Source organism: Streptomyces sp. NPDC029169 (assembly GCF_055563935.1).
On sequence record NZ_JBVHXA010000009.1, the window covers coordinates 203,240 to 217,717 of the forward strand.

At 70.2% G+C, this 14,478-nt stretch carries 15 protein-coding genes; 9 read left to right on the forward strand and 6 right to left on the reverse strand.

Annotated elements, in window-relative coordinates:
* Positions 1–206: 206 nt before the first annotated feature.
* A complete protein-coding gene (locus tag ACZ4VI_RS19320) occupies positions 207–1,409 on the forward strand; it encodes an MFS transporter (RefSeq protein WP_468000607.1) in 1,203 nt (400 codons plus the stop codon).
* Here the strand turns inward: ACZ4VI_RS19320 and ACZ4VI_RS19325 are convergent.
* The 4 genes from ACZ4VI_RS19325 to ACZ4VI_RS19340 form a co-directional block, all read right to left on the reverse strand.
* Complete coding sequence (locus ACZ4VI_RS19325; protein ID WP_468000609.1) at positions 1,345–2,010, reverse strand: GmrSD restriction endonuclease domain-containing protein; 666 nt, start codon at positions 2,008–2,010, stop codon at positions 1,345–1,347. The genes ACZ4VI_RS19320 and ACZ4VI_RS19325 overlap by 65 nt on opposite strands.
* Before the next feature lie 469 nt (positions 2,011–2,479).
* Positions 2,480–3,937: a catalase gene (locus ACZ4VI_RS19330; RefSeq protein WP_468000611.1), complete on the reverse strand. Its 1,458-nt coding sequence runs from the start codon at positions 3,935–3,937 to the stop codon at positions 2,480–2,482.
* Positions 3,938–4,106: 169 nt separating this feature from the next.
* The gene (locus tag ACZ4VI_RS19335; RefSeq protein ID WP_468000612.1) at positions 4,107–4,997 is read right to left on the reverse strand and encodes a 2-hydroxy-3-oxopropionate reductase; all 891 of its coding nucleotides are present in this window, start codon (positions 4,995–4,997) and stop codon (positions 4,107–4,109) included.
* A 38-nt stretch (positions 4,998–5,035) separates the two neighbouring features.
* Positions 5,036–5,887, reverse strand: a complete 852-nt coding sequence (locus tag ACZ4VI_RS19340; RefSeq protein WP_468000614.1) for a TIM barrel protein — start codon at positions 5,885–5,887, stop codon at positions 5,036–5,038.
* A gap of 140 nt (positions 5,888–6,027) precedes the next feature.
* Between ACZ4VI_RS19340 and ACZ4VI_RS19345 the strand changes: the two genes are divergently transcribed.
* The 8 genes from ACZ4VI_RS19345 to ACZ4VI_RS19380 all read left to right on the forward strand — a co-directional run bounded on the left by ACZ4VI_RS19345 (position 6,028) and on the right by ACZ4VI_RS19380 (position 12,798).
* Entirely contained in the window at positions 6,028–6,285 is a 258-nt protein-coding gene (locus tag ACZ4VI_RS19345) for a YkoF family thiamine-binding protein (protein ID WP_468000758.1), read from the forward strand.
* Positions 6,286–6,329: 44 nt separating this feature from the next.
* Positions 6,330–6,668 (forward strand): helix-turn-helix domain-containing protein, encoded by a 339-nt coding sequence (locus ACZ4VI_RS19350; protein WP_468000760.1) that lies wholly within the window; start codon positions 6,330–6,332, stop codon positions 6,666–6,668.
* 156 nt (positions 6,669–6,824) lie between these two features.
* Positions 6,825–7,346, forward strand: coding sequence for a 2-oxo-4-hydroxy-4-carboxy-5-ureidoimidazoline decarboxylase (gene uraD, locus ACZ4VI_RS19355; RefSeq protein ID WP_468000616.1), 522 nt, complete (start codon positions 6,825–6,827; stop codon positions 7,344–7,346).
* A complete protein-coding gene (uraH, locus tag ACZ4VI_RS19360; protein ID WP_468000617.1) occupies positions 7,343–7,744 on the forward strand; it encodes a hydroxyisourate hydrolase in 402 nt (133 codons plus the stop codon). Before uraD ends, uraH begins: the two co-directional genes overlap by 4 nt.
* A gap of 5 nt (positions 7,745–7,749) precedes the next feature.
* On the forward strand, positions 7,750–8,673 hold the full coding sequence (gene pucL, locus ACZ4VI_RS19365) for a factor-independent urate hydroxylase (protein WP_468000619.1): 924 nt from the start codon (positions 7,750–7,752) through the stop codon (positions 8,671–8,673).
* Between the two features lie 294 nt (positions 8,674–8,967).
* Positions 8,968–10,356, forward strand: coding sequence for an 8-oxoguanine deaminase (locus ACZ4VI_RS19370; protein WP_468000621.1), 1,389 nt, complete (start codon positions 8,968–8,970; stop codon positions 10,354–10,356).
* Between the two features lie 241 nt (positions 10,357–10,597).
* Positions 10,598–12,046 carry a nucleobase:cation symporter-2 family protein gene (locus tag ACZ4VI_RS19375; RefSeq protein WP_468000623.1) on the forward strand — a complete coding sequence of 483 codons (1,449 nt, stop codon included), beginning with the start codon at positions 10,598–10,600 and terminating at the stop codon, positions 12,044–12,046.
* A gap of 80 nt (positions 12,047–12,126) precedes the next feature.
* Positions 12,127–12,798, forward strand: coding sequence for an aspartate/glutamate racemase family protein (locus ACZ4VI_RS19380; RefSeq protein ID WP_468000625.1), 672 nt, complete (start codon positions 12,127–12,129; stop codon positions 12,796–12,798).
* Positions 12,799–12,886: 88 nt separating this feature from the next.
* On the opposite strand, the gene ACZ4VI_RS19385 is transcribed toward ACZ4VI_RS19380, so the two are convergent.
* Together ACZ4VI_RS19385 and ACZ4VI_RS19390 are read right to left on the reverse strand one after the other, a co-directional pair.
* Positions 12,887–13,744 carry a chitosanase gene (locus ACZ4VI_RS19385; protein ID WP_468000626.1) on the reverse strand — a complete coding sequence of 286 codons (858 nt, stop codon included), beginning with the start codon at positions 13,742–13,744 and terminating at the stop codon, positions 12,887–12,889.
* A 124-nt stretch (positions 13,745–13,868) separates the two neighbouring features.
* A complete protein-coding gene (locus ACZ4VI_RS19390; protein ID WP_468000627.1) occupies positions 13,869–14,477 on the reverse strand; it encodes a TIGR03086 family metal-binding protein in 609 nt (202 codons plus the stop codon).
* Position 14,478: the final 1 nt, after the last annotated feature.

The following is a 14,478-nucleotide window of genomic DNA, read 5'->3' on the forward strand; positions in this document are numbered from 1 at the left end:
CCCGCCGTCCGTTGCCGGTCGCGCCGCCCGCCTGCCCTCACCCGCGCCCGCCCATGCGCCCGCCGCCCCTCCGTCCGTTGCCAGTCACGCCGCCCGCCGTCGCGCCGCCCTCCGCCCGCCCTCGCCGCCCGCCCCCACGCGCCCCTCGTTTCGCCTCCGCGCGAAACACTACCGGCCGTGCCGCCCGCCCTCGCAGACTCCGCCGCATGCGCAGCTACCGCGAGCTCCTCCGTACGCCCGAGTTCATCCCGCTCTTCCTCACCTGCTCCGTCCAGGTCGCCGCCCAGACGGTGTCCGGGCTCGGCCTCGCCGTCCTCGTCTTTCGGCAGACCGGTTCCCCGCTCCTCTCCTCCCTCGCGCTCTTCGGGCCCTCGCTCGCCCAGCTCGTCGGTGCCGCCACGCTCCTCTCGGCCGCCGACCGGCTCCCGCCGCGCGCGGCGCTCGCCGGCATGGCGCTGTTCTTCGCCGTGGGTACCGCCGCGACAGCCGTCCCCGGCCTGCCGGTCGGGGCTGTCTTCGCCATCCTGTTCGCGCACGGCCTCGTCGGATCGGTGGGCGGCGGGGTGCGGTACGGACTCCTCGGGGAGATTCTGCCCAAGGACGGTTATCTGCTGGGCCGTTCGGTGCTGAACATGGCGGTCGGCTGCTGCCAGATCGCCGGGTTCGCGGCCGGCGGCCTGCTCGTCGCCCTGCTCTCGCCGCGCGGAACCCTGCTGACCGGTGCCGCCCTGTACCTCGCCGCGGCCCTCCTGGCCCGCTCCGGACTGTCGCGGCGCGCCCCGCGCGCCACCGGCCGGGCCTCGGCCGCCGAGACCTGGCGGACGAACGCACGGCTCTGGTCCTCCCGCGCCCGCCGGCGGGTGTACGTCGCGCTGTGGGTGCCCAACGGGCTGATCGTGGGCTGCGAGTCGCTGTTCGTGCCGTACGACCCCGAGCACGCCGGGCTGCTCTTCGCGTGCAGCGCGTTCGGGATGTTCGCGGGCGACACCGTCCTCGGCCGGTTCGTACCGAAGGGGGTCCGCGGCCGGCTCGCCGCCCCGCTGCAGGCCCTGCTCGCAGCCCCGTTCCTGCTGTTCGCGCTGGATCCGGGGCTGCCCTTCGCCCTCGCGGCCGTCACCGTCGCCGCGGTCGGCTTCGGCGCGAGCCTGCTGTACCAGGAGCGGCTGATGGCCCTCGTACCGGACGAGCTGAGCGGTCACGCCCTCGGGCTGCACACCTCGGGCATGCTCGCCCTCCAGGGCCTGAGCGCGGCGCTGGCCGGCGCCGTCGCCCAGTACACCTCGCCGCGTACGGCGATCGTCGTGCTCGCCGTCGCCTCGCTCGCCGTGACGCTGACGCTCACCCTCACCGAGGGGCCTTCGAGCGGACGACGACCGTCTCCTCGCAGGGCCCGTCAGCGAACAGCTTGAGCGCCTCCACCTCGTCCTTGTCGGCGCTCAGGCCCCAGCGCAGCTTGGTCCCCACCCACTCGGCGACGTAGCGGCAGTACTGGGTGGAGGCCGAGGGCACCCAGTCGGCAGGGTCGCGGCCGGCCTTGTCCTTCTGGCTGCGGGCGGTGACGGCGACGAGCGTGCCGGGCGAGCCCTGGTCGTTGGCGTACTGCTCTCGCCGGGCCGCCGTCCAGCCCGAAGCACCCGACTCCCAGGCCTCGTTGAGGGAGACGACGTGGTCGACGCGGAGCGCGGCGGGGTCGGTGACGGTCTGGCCGTCGTAGTACGAGGTCCACTTCCCGCCCGCGAGCATGCAGCCCTTGCTGGTCTTCGGGGCGTCGACGGCCTCCTCCAGGAGGACCTCGGCGCGGGTGTCGCAGCCGTCGGCCGGGTCGAGCCCGTCGTTCCAGTGCCGGAAGGCGGAGGCCTTGTAGCCGTCCGGGTCCTCGGTCGCCTCGGTGAGGTCGGCGAGGGCGTCGGGGAAGAGGACGACGCTCGCCGACAGGGCCGGGGAGGGCGCGGCGAGCGGGGACAGGATCAGCGCGAGCGGGGTCAGGCCCCGCACCAGGTTCTTGATCATGTACGAGTGGATAGCCGCGGCAGAGGGGCGCACAGGGGCGAATCGCGGTGCGCTCGCCCGAGCGGGTGTGGATCTTCACCGCAGAAACGATGCGCTCAGTGACGTGCCTCGACGCCGTACGCAGAAGAGCGCGGAACCAGGGACCGTAAACCTGGTTCCGCGCTCTCGTTGTGCCCGCCCGACGGTGCGAGGCTGGCGCGACAGGACGTTCGCGCCGCCGGGCGGAGTCATGGGGTTCCCCTGAAGGGGGCGTTGGGACCGCGGCGGCGACGACGGGTGGACCGGAGATCCCTTCCTTCAGGTCAAGAAGGGGCCTGGTCCGCCCTTACCACCGCACTGGCTCGTGCGCCGCCGCGGTCCTCACGCTGTCCGTTCCGCCGGCCACCCCTCATCCGGGCCGTCGGTCCGGACGGCGTACGACATCTGACCTCCCGTCCTATGCCGTACGCGGTCTGGATACCGCCGTGGATCAGTCCTCGCGCAGGGCGCGGACCGCCTCGGCCACGCGCTTGCCGTAGTCCGCGTCGGCGGCGGCGAAGTGCGCGATGTTCTTCTCGATGATGTCCTCGCGGGACACCTGGGACAGGCCACCGGCGATGTTGGCGACCAGACGCTTCTTCTCGTCCTCGGACATCAGGCGGTAGAGCTCACCGGCCTGGAAGAAGTGGTCGTCCTTGGCGTGCTCGGGCGCCGCGTGGGTGCCGGTCCAGCCGTGGATCGCGAGCGGGGCGGAGAGCGCCTCGTCGGTCTGCGAGGGACCGGCGTACGAGTTGGGCTCGTAGTTCTTGTCCGTGCGGCGGCCGTTGCGGGTGGCCATGAAGCCGTCGCGGCCGTAGTTGTCGGCGACGGTCGCCTTCGGGGCGTTCACCGGCAGCTGGGTGTGGTTGACGCCGAGGCGGTAGCGGTGGGCGTCCGCGTAGGCGAAGAGGCGGCCCTGGAGCATCTTGTCCGGCGACGGGCCGATGCCCGGGACGAAGTTGTTCGGGGAGAACGCGGCCTGCTCGACCTCGGCGAAGACGTTGTCCGGGTTGCGGTCGAGGACCAGGCGCCCGACGCGCTGCAGCGGGTAGTCGCTGTGCGGCCACACCTTGGTGAGGTCGAACGGGTTGAAGCGGTAGTCCGCGGCCTCGGCGGCCGGCATGACCTGGACGTACAGGGTCCACGAGGGGTTCACACCGCGCTCGATGGCCTGGAGCAGGTCGGTCTGGTGCGAGTTGGCGTCCTTGCCGACGAGCTCGGCGGCCTGCTCGGCGGAGAGGCTGCGGATGCCCTGGTTCGTCTTGAAGTGGTACTTGACGAAGAAGGCCTCGCCCGCCTCGTTGGTCCACTGGTACGTGTGCGAGCCGTAGCCGTTCATGTGCCGGTACGAGGCCGGGATGCCGCGGTCGCCCATGAGCCAGGTGACCTGGTGGGTCGCCTCGGGGGCGTGCGCCCAGAAGTCCCAGACGTTGTCCGGCTCCTGCTTGCCCGTGAAGGGGTCGCGCTTCTGGGAGTGGATGAAGTCGGGGAACTTGATCGGGTCCTTGATGAAGAACACCGGGGTGTTGTTGCCGACGAGGTCGTAGTTGCCCTCTTCGGTGTAGAACTTCAGCGCGAAGCCGCGCGGGTCGCGGACGGCGTCCGCGCCACCGAGCGAGTCGGCCACGGTGGAGAAGCGGATGAACGTCTCGGTCCGCTTGCCGACCTCGGAGAGGAAGGCGGCCTTGGTGAAGCCGGTGACGTCGTCGGTCACCTCGAAGTAGCCGTACGCGCCGGAGCCGCGGGCGTGGACCACGCGCTCCGGGATCCGCTCACGGTTGAAGCGCGCGAGCTTCTCCAGGAGGTGCTGGTCCTGGAGGAGGATGGGGCCACCGACGCCGGCGGTGGCGGAGTTCTGGTTGTCGGCGACGGGGGCGCCGGACTCGGTCGTAAGCACGCGCTTCGACATCGTGACCTTCCGTACGGGAGCTGCACTGGTGACGGTGTCAGGAGCGTAAGGAGCCGCTGAAGCGAACGTCAACAGTTTGTTGAAAACGAAGGAGGGTGTTCCGGGCAGCGGCGACGCCTGGGCGCGACAGGACAGGTTGTCAGCGCCGCCGCCACCCGGAAATCTGGGGTCAGACCTGCTGGCCGGAGAGGCGCTCGACGGCGCGCAGCAGGGCCGAGTGGTCCAGGCCGCCGTCACCCTGCGCACGCAGGGAGGCGACGAGCTGGGCGACGACGGCACCGACCGGGAGGGCCGCGCCGACGTTACGGGCGGCGTCGGTGACGATGCCCATGTCCTTGTGGTGCAGGTCGATCCGGAAGCCGGGCTTGAAGTCCCGGTTCAGGAAGTTGTCCTTCTTGCGGGTCAGGACCGTGGAGCCGGCCAGACCGCCGTTGAGGACGTCCAGGGCGGCGTTGAGGTCCACGCCGGACTTCTCCAGGAAGACCACGGCCTCGGCGCACGCCTGGATGTTGACGGCGACGATGAGCTGGTTGGCGGCCTTCACCGTCTGGCCGGAGCCGTGCGGGCCGCACAGGACGATGGTCTTGCCGAGGGCCTCGAGGATCGGCAGGGCCTGGTCGAAGTCGGCCTGCTCGCCACCCACCATGATCGAGAGCACGGCCTCGATGGCGCCGGCCTCGCCGCCGGAGACGGGGGCGTCGATGACGCGGATGCCCTTCTCCTTGGCGTTCTTCGCCAGGTCGACGGAGGTCTGCGGGGTGATCGACGACATGTCGATGATCAGCGCGCCCTGCTTGGCGTTCTCCAGGATGCCCTCGGGGCCGTAGGAGATGGCCTCGACGTGCGGGGAGGCGGGCACCATCGTGATGATGACGTCGGCGTCCTTGACGGCCTCGGCGATCGACGCGGCGGCGGTGCCGCCGGCCGCGGCGAGGCGGTCCAGCTTGTCCTGCTCGAGGGTGAAGCCGGTGACGGAGTAGCCCGCCTTGATCAGGTTCTCGGACATGGGGGAGCCCATGATGCCGAGACCGATCCATGCAATCTTGGGAAGGTTGCTCATGAGGGTGCCTCTCAAAAACTGGTGGTGCGGGGAGGAAGTCAGCGGGCCGCGCGGGCCTCGGCCGGGAGCCAGTCGAAGGACGCGGCGGCGTCGGCGGCCTTGTACTCCAGGCCGACCCAGCCGTCGTAACCGGCCTTCTTCAGCTCGTCGAGCAGCTCGGCCAGCGGGAGCTCGCCGGTGCCCGGCGCGCCACGGCCCGGGTTGTCGGCGATCTGGACGTGGCCGGTCTTGTCGGCGTACTGCGCGATGACCTGGCTGACGTCCTCGCCGTTCATCGACAGGTGGTAGATGTCGAGGAGGAACTTGGCGTTGCCGAGCCCGGTGGCCGCGTTGACCTTGTCGACGACCTCGATCGCGGAGGGGGCGCTCACCAGCGGGTAGAGCGGCGACTCCGGCTTGTTCAGGGTCTCGATCAGCAGGATCGCCCCGATCCGGTCGGCCGCGCGGGCCGCCAGGACCAGGTTCTCCAGGGCGAGGGTGTCCTGGACCTGCGGGTCGACGCCCTCGACGCGGTTGCCGTAGAGCGCGTTGAGCGCCTTGCAGCCGACCGAGGCGGCGAAGTCGGCCGCCACCTCGATGTTGGCGCGGAAGCGGTCCGACTCCTCGCCGGGCACGGAGAGCGCGCCGCGGTCGGGCCCCGGCAGCTGCCCGGCGTAGAAGTTCAGGCCCACCAGCTGGGTGCCGGCGTCGTCCAGTGCCTTCTTGAGGGCGTCGAGCTCGCTCTGGGCGGGGGTGGCGGTGTCGATCCAGGGCCACCACAGCTCGACCGCGGTGAAGCCCGCCGCGGCGGCAGCCGCGGGGCGCTCCAGGAGCGGGAGTTCCGTGAAGAGGATCGACAGGTTCACATCGAAGCGCTGGTCCGTGACTGCGCCTTCTGAGAAGCGGGCCATGAGGGGCGGCGCTCCTTCCGTATTGCGGAAGTAACTTTCTGTCTGACGGAATGTTGCAAGCGGAGCGCCTGACTTGTCAAGAGGGCCCGGCAGCTCAGGGCTGCCGTCGGCCCACTTCCGGCCAGTAGCGTGGGGGCATGGTGCGTTTGAGAGTGGAGTTCACGACCGAGCCCTTCGACCTGGACGAGGCGCCGGAGCACGCGGTCGTGGCCCGTGAGGTCATCCAGTCGGCCGAACTGGACGCGGTGGACGTCGGCCCGTTCGGCAATACGGCGGAAGGCGGCGCCGACGAGGTCCTGACCGCCGTCGACGCGCTGCTGCGCAAGTCCCTGGCGGCCGGCGCGACCCGCGTCTCCCTCCAGGTGAACGTCATCGGCGCCCCGGGGGAGGAGTCGTGACCGAGCACCCCCTGATCACCGCGGTCAAGCCGCTCGTCGACGCGATGGGCGCCGAGATACTGGGCCCCGAGCAGGCTCAGCCCGACGACGTGGTGCTCGCCTGGGAGGGCGAGGACGTGCTCGCTGTACGGCTGCCGCAGCTCTCGGACTCGCTGGATCACATTCTGGCCGCCATGGAGCGGCGGCACGGGATGCCACTCGCCGCGCTCGACCGCAAGGCGAAGCAGGAGGCGGTCCGGATGCTGGAGGCGCGCGGCGCCTTCTCGGTGCGCCATGGAGTGGAGACGGTGGCCGGGGCACTGGGTGTCAGCCGCTTCACCGTCTACAACTACCTGAACCGGCAGACCGCCCTGAGCAGGGAAAAGGCAGCCGAGGAAGGCTAGTTGATCATGTACCGCCACAAGCCGTCGTCCAGATGTCGGGACGACGGCTTTTGTGTGGCCGAGTTTTCAACAAAGTGTTGACGTGGTGTTGCGGGAGGGCGTTAGCTATCCGCAGCCCGTCCGACGCACAGCGAAAAACAGCCACGGAGGCTTCCCGTGACTTCAGGTACGACACCGGGCCTCGCCCGGTTCAACACCTCGGCGGACAGCGACGCTCTCGCTGCTCTCCACGAGGTGTGCTCCAGCTCGGCGTGGGGGAGCAAGATCCTCGCCCAGCGCCCGTACACCACCGCCGAAGCCCTCTTCGCCGCCAGCGACGCCGCCATGGCCGAGCTGACCGCCGAGGACCTGGCCGAGGCGATGGCGGGCCACCCGCCGATCGGTCGTCCGAAGGCAGGGGACCCGACCTCCTCCCGCGAGCAGAGCGGGATGGCCGGTGCCTCCGAGGAGCTCAAGGCCGAGATGCTCGAACTCAACCTGGCCTACCAGGAGAGGTTCGGTCATGTCTTCCTGATCTGCGCCACCGGCAGGACCGGCGAGCAGATGCGCGACGCGGTCCGCGAGCGGATCGAGAACACGCCCGAGCAGGAGCGGGAGATCGTCCGCACCGAACTGGGCAAGATCAACCGCATCCGCCTGACCCGCCTCGTAGAAAGCGTTGAGGAAGAGAGCGCATGAGCACCGACACCACCGCCTCGGTGTCCACCCATATCCTGGACACCAGCATCGGCCGCCCCGCCGAGGGCGTGGCCATCACGCTCGCGGCCCGCGGCGGCTCCGACGCGCAGTGGGTCACGCTCGGTGGCTCCGCCACCGACGCGGACGGGCGCTGCAAGGACCTGCCGGCGCTGCCGGAGGGTACGACCCACGTACGTCTCGACTTCGAGACCGAGGCGTACTTCCTGAACCAGAATTCGAAGAAGCAAGCCGAGGCGCAGCAGGACGCCCCCCGCGTAAGGGACAGCGGTGCGTTCTTCCCGGAGGTGGCGATCACGTTCGCCGTCGAGCCGGGGCAGCATTACCACGTACCGCTGCTGCTCAACCCGTTCGGCTACTCCGTTTACCGAGGGAGCTAGCAGACATGCCCACGATTCTCGGCCAGAACCAGTACGGCAAAGCAGAGAACCGCGTCGTCAAGATCACGCGGGACGGCGACACCCATCACATCAAGGACCTGAACGTCTCCGTCGCCCTCTCCGGCGACCTCGACGACGTCCACCTCTCGGGCTCCAACGCCCACTGCCTGCCCACCGACACGACCAAGAACACCGTGTACGCCTTCGCCAAGGAGTACGGGATCGAGTCGGCCGAGCAGTTCGGCATCCACCTGGCGCGTCACTTCGTGACCAGCCAGGAGCCGATCCACCGGGCCCGGATCCGGATCGAGGAGTACGCCTGGGACCGCATCGCGACCTCGGACGCCAGCTCCAAGTTCATCGGCTCCGACGAGGTGAACCACTCCTTCGTCCGCAAGGGCCAGGAGACCCGCGTCACCCAGATCACGTACGACGGTGAGAAGTGGGAGGTCATCTCCGGCCTCAAGGACCTCATCGTCATGAACTCCACCAACTCGGAGTTCTGGGGCTACATCAAGGACAAGTACACGACGCTGCAGGAGGCGTACGACCGCATCCTGGCCACGCAGGTGTCCGGTCGCTGGCGCTTCAACTGGACCGACGACGACCAGCGGATGCCCAACTGGGAGCGCAGCTACGCCGAGACGCGGAAGCACATGCTGCAGGCCTTCGCCGAGACGTACTCCCTCTCGCTCCAGCAGACGCTGTACCAGATGGCCTCGCGCATCATCAACCACCGTTCGGAGATCGACGAGGTCCGCTTCTCGCTCCCGAACAAGCACCACTTCCTCGTGGACCTCGAGCCCTTCGGGCTGAAGAACGACAACGAGGTCTACTACGCCGCCGACCGCATGTACGGCCTCATCGAGGCCACCGTGCTGCGTGACGGAGCCACGGCGCAGATCCCGGTCGACATGACCAACCTCTGAGCGACACCCGCGTGGCCGCCCCCGCCCGCCCGCAGTCGGGCGGGGGCCGCCACCACCGGAGGGACGGTACCCATGGCACAGCCCGCAACGGGGCCGGCATCCGCCGAAGGCCCACGTTCCACCAGTCGCGCTCTGTGCGGGCGCCCGTCGAGGGCGCGCCTCATCCCGCTCGCCGCTCTCCCTCTGTTCTTCCACTCTCTCGGCACCCGGAGCCGTCACGCGGTCCCGGCACTCAAATCCTCCTAGGGTCCTGCCGTGCCCACACCACCCCTGAGGAATGAAGGAAGCACCGCCATGGCAGCACCTTCGGCAATCGAGCGCATCGTCATCGAGAACTGCGCGATCGCGACCGTAGACGCCAACGACACCGAGTACGCCTCCGGCTACCTGGTCGTCGCGGGCAACAAGATCGAGTCCCTCGGTGCCGGCAAGGCCCCCGAGAACCTGGAGAACGTGGTCCGCCGGATCGACGCCACCGGTCATCTGGTGACGCCCGGTCTGATCAACACGCACCACCACTTCTACCAGTGGATCACCCGGGGTCTGGCCACCGACCACAACCTCTTCAACTGGCTGGTCGCGCTCTACCCGACCTGGTCGCGCATCGACGAGTCGATGGTCCGCGTCGCCGCGCAGGGCTCCCTCGCGATGATGGCCCGCGGTGGTGTCACCACCGCGATGGACCACCACTACGTCTACCCGAAGGGCTCGGGCGACCTGTCCGGCGCCATCATCGGCGCCGCCCGGGACATGGGCGTCCGCTTCACCCTCGCCCGTGGCTCGATGGACATGAGCGAGAAGGACGGCTTCCTGCCGCCGGACTTCGCCGTCGAGACCACCGAGGGCGCGCTCGCCGCGACCGAGGAGACCGTCAAGAAGCACCACGACGCCTCCTTCGACGCGATGACCCAGATCGCCGTCGCCCCCTGCTCCCCCTTCTCCATCTCCACCGAGCTGCTCCGCGAGGGCGCGGCGCTCGGCCGCCGCCTCGGTGTGCGCATGCACACCCACGGCTCGGAGACCGTCGAGGAGGAGAAGTTCTGCCACGAGCTGTTCGGCATGGGCCCGACGGCCTACTTCGAGTCCACCGGCTACCTCGGCGAGGACGTGTGGATGGCGCACTGCGTCCACATGAACGACTCCGACATCGCCGCCTTCGCCCGTACAGGTACGGGTGTGGCGCACTGCCCCTCCTCCAACGCGCGTCTCGCCGCCGGCATCGCCCGGGTCCCGGACATGCTCAAGGCGGGCGTCCCGGTCGGCCTCGGCGTCGACGGCACCGCCTCCAACGAGTCCGGCGAGCTCCACACCGAGCTGCGCAACGCGCTCCTGGTCAACCGCCTCGGCGCCCACCGCGAGGCCGCGCTCAACGCCCGTCAGGCCCTGCGCCTCGGTACGTACGGCGGCGCCCAGGTCCTCGGCCGCGCCGACAACATCGGTTCTCTGGAGGCCGGCAAGCTCGCCGACTTCGTCCTCTGGAAGATCGACGGCCTCGGCCACTCCTCGATCGCCGACCCGGTCACCGCGATCGTGTTCGGCGCTGCCGCCCCGGTGACGGCCTCGTTCGTCAACGGCAAGCAGATCGTCGAGAACAACCGCCTGCTCTTCGCGGACGAGGAGCAGATCGCGCGCGACGCGCGCGCGGAGGCCCAGCGCCTGGCCCGGATCACGGCCCAGGGCTGACCTCCCCAAGGAGTCCGACCGAGGGGGACGGCCCTCGGTCGGTCGCCATGGACCCGAGCGGGGCCCATGGCCGGCCGGACGGGGGGTGTCCGTACGTAAAGAGGTACGGCACCCCCCGGACGGTCGAATCGCTCCCTTCCTCATGAGCCGCACCCGTGAGGCGCACCACCTGCACCGCTTTGCACCACCTCCATGACACCCACGTTTTCGCCGACGTGTTACCCGACCGGAGGAAACCGCCGTGGCCACCAAGCCCAGGTTTCGCAATGATGCGCACGACGCAGGCGCCGACACCGAAGACCAGAAGCATCCGGTCGACGAGACTCTGCCGCCCCTGAAGATGTTCACCAGCGGCCTCCAGCACGTGGCCGCCATGTACGCGGGGGTGGTGGCCCCGCCCCTGATCGTCGGAGCGGCCGTCGGACTCTCCGGCGCCGAACTGACCTTCCTCACCGGAGCCAGCCTCTTCACCGCGGGACTCGCCACCTTCCTCCAGACGCTCGGCATCTGGAAGATCGGCGCCCGGCTGCCGTTCGTCAACGGCGTCACCTTCGCCGGCGTCGCGCCGATGCTCGCCATTGTCGACACCACGGACGACAAGGCCGACGCTCTGCCGATCATCTTCGGCGCGATCATCGTCGCGGGTCTCCTCGGCTTCATAGCCGCCCCGTACTTCTCCAAGCTCGTCCGCTTCTTCCCGCCGGTCGTCACCGGCACGGTGATCACCCTCATCGGTGTCTCGCTCCTGCCGGTCGCCTTCGGCTGGGCCCAAGGGCCCAATCCGACGGCGAAGGACTACGGTTCGACGACCTATCTCACCCTCGCCGCGATCACGCTCGTGGTGGTTCTGGTGCTGCGGCGCTTCACCCGCGGCTTCCTGAAGCAGATCGCGGTCCTGGTCGGTCTGGTCATCGGCACGCTCATCGCGATCCCGTTCGGTGTCACGGACTTCAGCCCGGTGGCGGAGGCGTCCGTGATCGGCTTCCCGACGCCGTTCCACTTCGGAGCCCCGCAGTTCGCGCTCGCCGCCATCGTCTCCATGATCGTGGTCATGCTCGTCTCGATGACCGAGTCGACCGCCGACATGCTGGCGCTCGGCGAGATCGTCGAGCGGCCCGCCGACGAGAAGACCATCGCGGCCGGTCTGCGCGCCGACACCCTCGGCTCGGCCCTCAGCCCGCTCTTCAACGGCTTCATGTGCAGCGCCTTCGCCCAGAACATCGGGCTTGTCGCCATGACGAAGATCCGCAGCCGGTTCGTGGTCGCCTGCGGCGGTGCCTTCCTGGTCCTGATGGGCCTCTCGCCCATCGCCGCCTCGCTGATCTCGGTCGTCCCGCGGCCGGTGCTCGGCGGCGCGGGTGTGGTCCTCTTCGGATCGGTCGCGGCGAGCGGCATCCAGACCCTGGTCAAGGCCGGTCTGGAGAAGGACAACAACGTGCTGATCGTGGCGGTCTCGCTGGCCGTCGGCATCATCCCGATCACGGCGCCGGGGTTCTACCACGCCTTCCCGGAGACCGCGAAGATCATCCTGGACTCGGGCATCTCGACCGGCTGCGTCGCGGCGGTCCTGCTGAACCTGGTCTTCAACCACCTGGGCGGGCGCCGGGACGAGGACACGGTCACCGCACCCATGGAACCGGGCGAGGAGATCTCCGAGACCCGTACGCCGAAGACGGCGCACGTCCACTGAGCGCGTCCCCGTCAGCCGTCGAGCCGGTCCCCGCGTCTGACGCGGGGACCGGCCGCGGGCGTTCGGCGGCACGTTCGGTGGTGCTGATCAACCCCAACACCTGCGCGGACACGACGGCGATGATGACCGCGATCGCCCGCCGGACCCTGACCCTGGGCGCGGTACGGGGTGTGACGGTACGTCACGGGCCTCCGATGCTGCTCGACGAGGAGGCCCTGAGGGGCGCCGTACCCGAGGTGGTCGCGGCGGCGCGCCGCGCGCTGGCGGCCGGCGACTGCGCGGGGCTTGTGGTGGGAGCCTTCGGGGACCCGGGCGTGGCGGAGCTGCGGGCCTTCGCCGGGGTCCCGGTCGTGGGCCTCGCGGAGGCGGCCTGCGCGGAGGCGGCGGCCGGGGGAGCGCGGTTCGGCGTGGCGACGACGACCCCGGGCCTGGCGGACGCGATCGCCCGGAGGATCGGAGCGCTCGGCCTCGCGGACCGGTACACGGGCATTCGGCTGACGCGGAGCGATCCCGGGCTGCTCCGCCAACACCCCGAGGCGCTGCGGGAGGAGTTGGCGGAGGCGGTGCGTGCGTGTGTCGTACGGGACGGGGCGCGGGCGGTCGTGATCGGCGGAGGCCCGCTGGCCGAGGCGGCGGACGAGCTGCGGGAGCGCTTCGACGTCCCCGTCGTGGCCCCCGTCCCGGCCGCGTGCCGCCGGATCGCACGCGTATTGGCGCAGCGCGATCCGGCGGCGTCATGGCACCGGCCCTGAGTACGGGCCGGCGGTGACGGGGGGGGCTGACGGGGCTGACGGGGGCGACGGCGGTAACGACGGTGACGGCGGGTGTCGGCGGTGAGGGTCAGCCGATGTGGAAGCTGTCCCCGTACACCTTCCAGTCGAGCGGCGGGTCGAGGTTCAGGTTCCCCTTGCGCAGGAACACCCGCTGGGCCGTGTCGACCCGGCTGGTGTCGCTGTGCGCCTCCTCCTGCTTCATCGCCCACACGCGGGCGTCGAGGAAGGCGTTGAGGAACGTGGTCTCGTCCCCGCCCTGGGCCGGGGACTTGGCCTTCGCGAGGGCCTTCTTGCGGATGTTGCGGAAGCTGGTCGAGTCGGTGCCGTCGCCGTGCATGACGATGGCGTCGTAGTAGACGAACTGCCCGAGCACGCCGACGCCGTCGCTCTTGCCCTGCTTCACGGCCGGCTTGAAGTACACCCGGTCGCGCTCGTCGTTCTGGGCCTTCTTGAAGTCGGAGTCCTGGGCGGCCTTCGCCCAGTCGCGCTCGAACGCCGAGCCGAGGCCCGCGTGCGAGTCCGTCCCGTTCACCCTGCGCAGGGCGGGCAGGTACTTCGCGAGGACGTTGCCGGGCTCGCGCGCGGTGTAGAGCTCGACGAGGTCGAGCATGTCGCCGGTCCCGGAACAGAAGCCGATGATGCCGGCCGTGTAGCCGCGGCCGTCGCCGATGTCCTCGATGTATTTGTACTGCGCCTTCCAGTCCAGCGAGGAGTTCTCCGCGCTGGACACCAGCTTCATGGCGATCTCCTTCTTCGCCGGGTCGTCGAGCCCGACCGCCGCCGGGGCGACGGGGGCGGCCGCGCTCGACCGGGTGTGAGCGCCGGTGTCGCCGTCCGACGTGGCCGCGACGGCGGTCGTCGGCGCGGCGACGATGGCGAGTCCGAGCAGGACGTGAATCGCGGTGCGCTTATGGGGGTTGGGCACCGGGGCCTCCACTGGAGAAAGGGCGGTTGTTAGGAAGCTTTCCTATCAGCACTTCCCGCGCCCGTACACCCCTTCCGCGCAAAGGAGTTGACCCCCGCCGCCCCCCGGCCGCCCGATGTGCCGGCTACTCCGGGCGCCAGCCCGGGTCGCGTCCGCTGAGCCCGATCACCCGGTCCAGGAGCGGAGCGCCCGCCGGCACGGGGACGATGGGACCGAAGAAGCCGTCACCACTTGCAGCGTCCTCCGGAGTCAGGAGGGCCTCGGCGACCGTCAGTTCCTCCTCGCTCGCCTCGTACTCCTGGCCCGTCGCGCGGGCCAGGTCCCAGCCGTGGACGAGGAGTTCGTCGAGGGCGACGCGTCCCATCACGGCGGCCGGGAGCGTGACCCCGCCCGCCTCGGTCTCGCCCTCCCAGGCGCCGGGCTCGCGCCAGGCGGCGGCCAGCTCGGCGAGGGCCTTCGGCAGGGCGGCGCGCCAGTCGTCCTCCAGGGCGGGCATCGTCGGGCCGGGCGGGGTGTTCGTCGTGGGTCCGAGGTCCTTGCGTGCCGCGTCGCGGAAGGCCAGGCTCAGCCCGGCGACGTGCGCGATCAGATCCCGTACCGCGTACGCGGGGCAGGGTGTCGGGCCGTCGAGCTGCTCGTCGCCGACGGCCGCGACGATCCGCGTCATCCGCTCCGCCGCCGCACCCAGGTCGACGGGAGTGGCTGCGGGCTCGTCCTGTGTCCTGTTCTCCATG

Excerpts from the sequence above, each read along its gene's own strand:
- ACZ4VI_RS19325 (WP_468000609.1), bottom strand. The coding sequence starts at position 2,010 with ATGATCAAGAACCTGGTGCGGGGCCTGACCCCGCTCGCGCTGATCCTG.
- ACZ4VI_RS19340 (WP_468000614.1), bottom strand. The coding sequence starts at position 5,887 with ATGGCCCGCTTCTCAGAAGGCGCAGTCACGGACCAGCGCTTCGATGTG.
- ACZ4VI_RS19330 (WP_468000611.1), bottom strand. The coding sequence starts at position 3,937 with ATGTCGAAGCGCGTGCTTACGACCGAGTCCGGCGCCCCCGTCGCCGAC.
- ACZ4VI_RS19335 (WP_468000612.1), bottom strand. The coding sequence starts at position 4,997 with ATGAGCAACCTTCCCAAGATTGCATGGATCGGTCTCGGCATCATGGGC.
- pucL (WP_468000619.1), top strand. The coding sequence starts at position 7,750 with ATGCCCACGATTCTCGGCCAGAACCAGTACGGCAAAGCAGAGAACCGC.
- ACZ4VI_RS19370 (WP_468000621.1), top strand. The coding sequence starts at position 8,968 with ATGGCAGCACCTTCGGCAATCGAGCGCATCGTCATCGAGAACTGCGCG.
- ACZ4VI_RS19320 (WP_468000607.1), top strand. The coding sequence starts at position 207 with ATGCGCAGCTACCGCGAGCTCCTCCGTACGCCCGAGTTCATCCCGCTC.
- uraH (WP_468000617.1), top strand. The coding sequence starts at position 7,343 with ATGAGCACCGACACCACCGCCTCGGTGTCCACCCATATCCTGGACACC.
- ACZ4VI_RS19350 (WP_468000760.1), top strand. The coding sequence starts at position 6,330 with ATGGGCGCCGAGATACTGGGCCCCGAGCAGGCTCAGCCCGACGACGTG.
- ACZ4VI_RS19390 (WP_468000627.1), bottom strand. The coding sequence starts at position 14,477 with ATGGAGAACAGGACACAGGACGAGCCCGCAGCCACTCCCGTCGACCTG.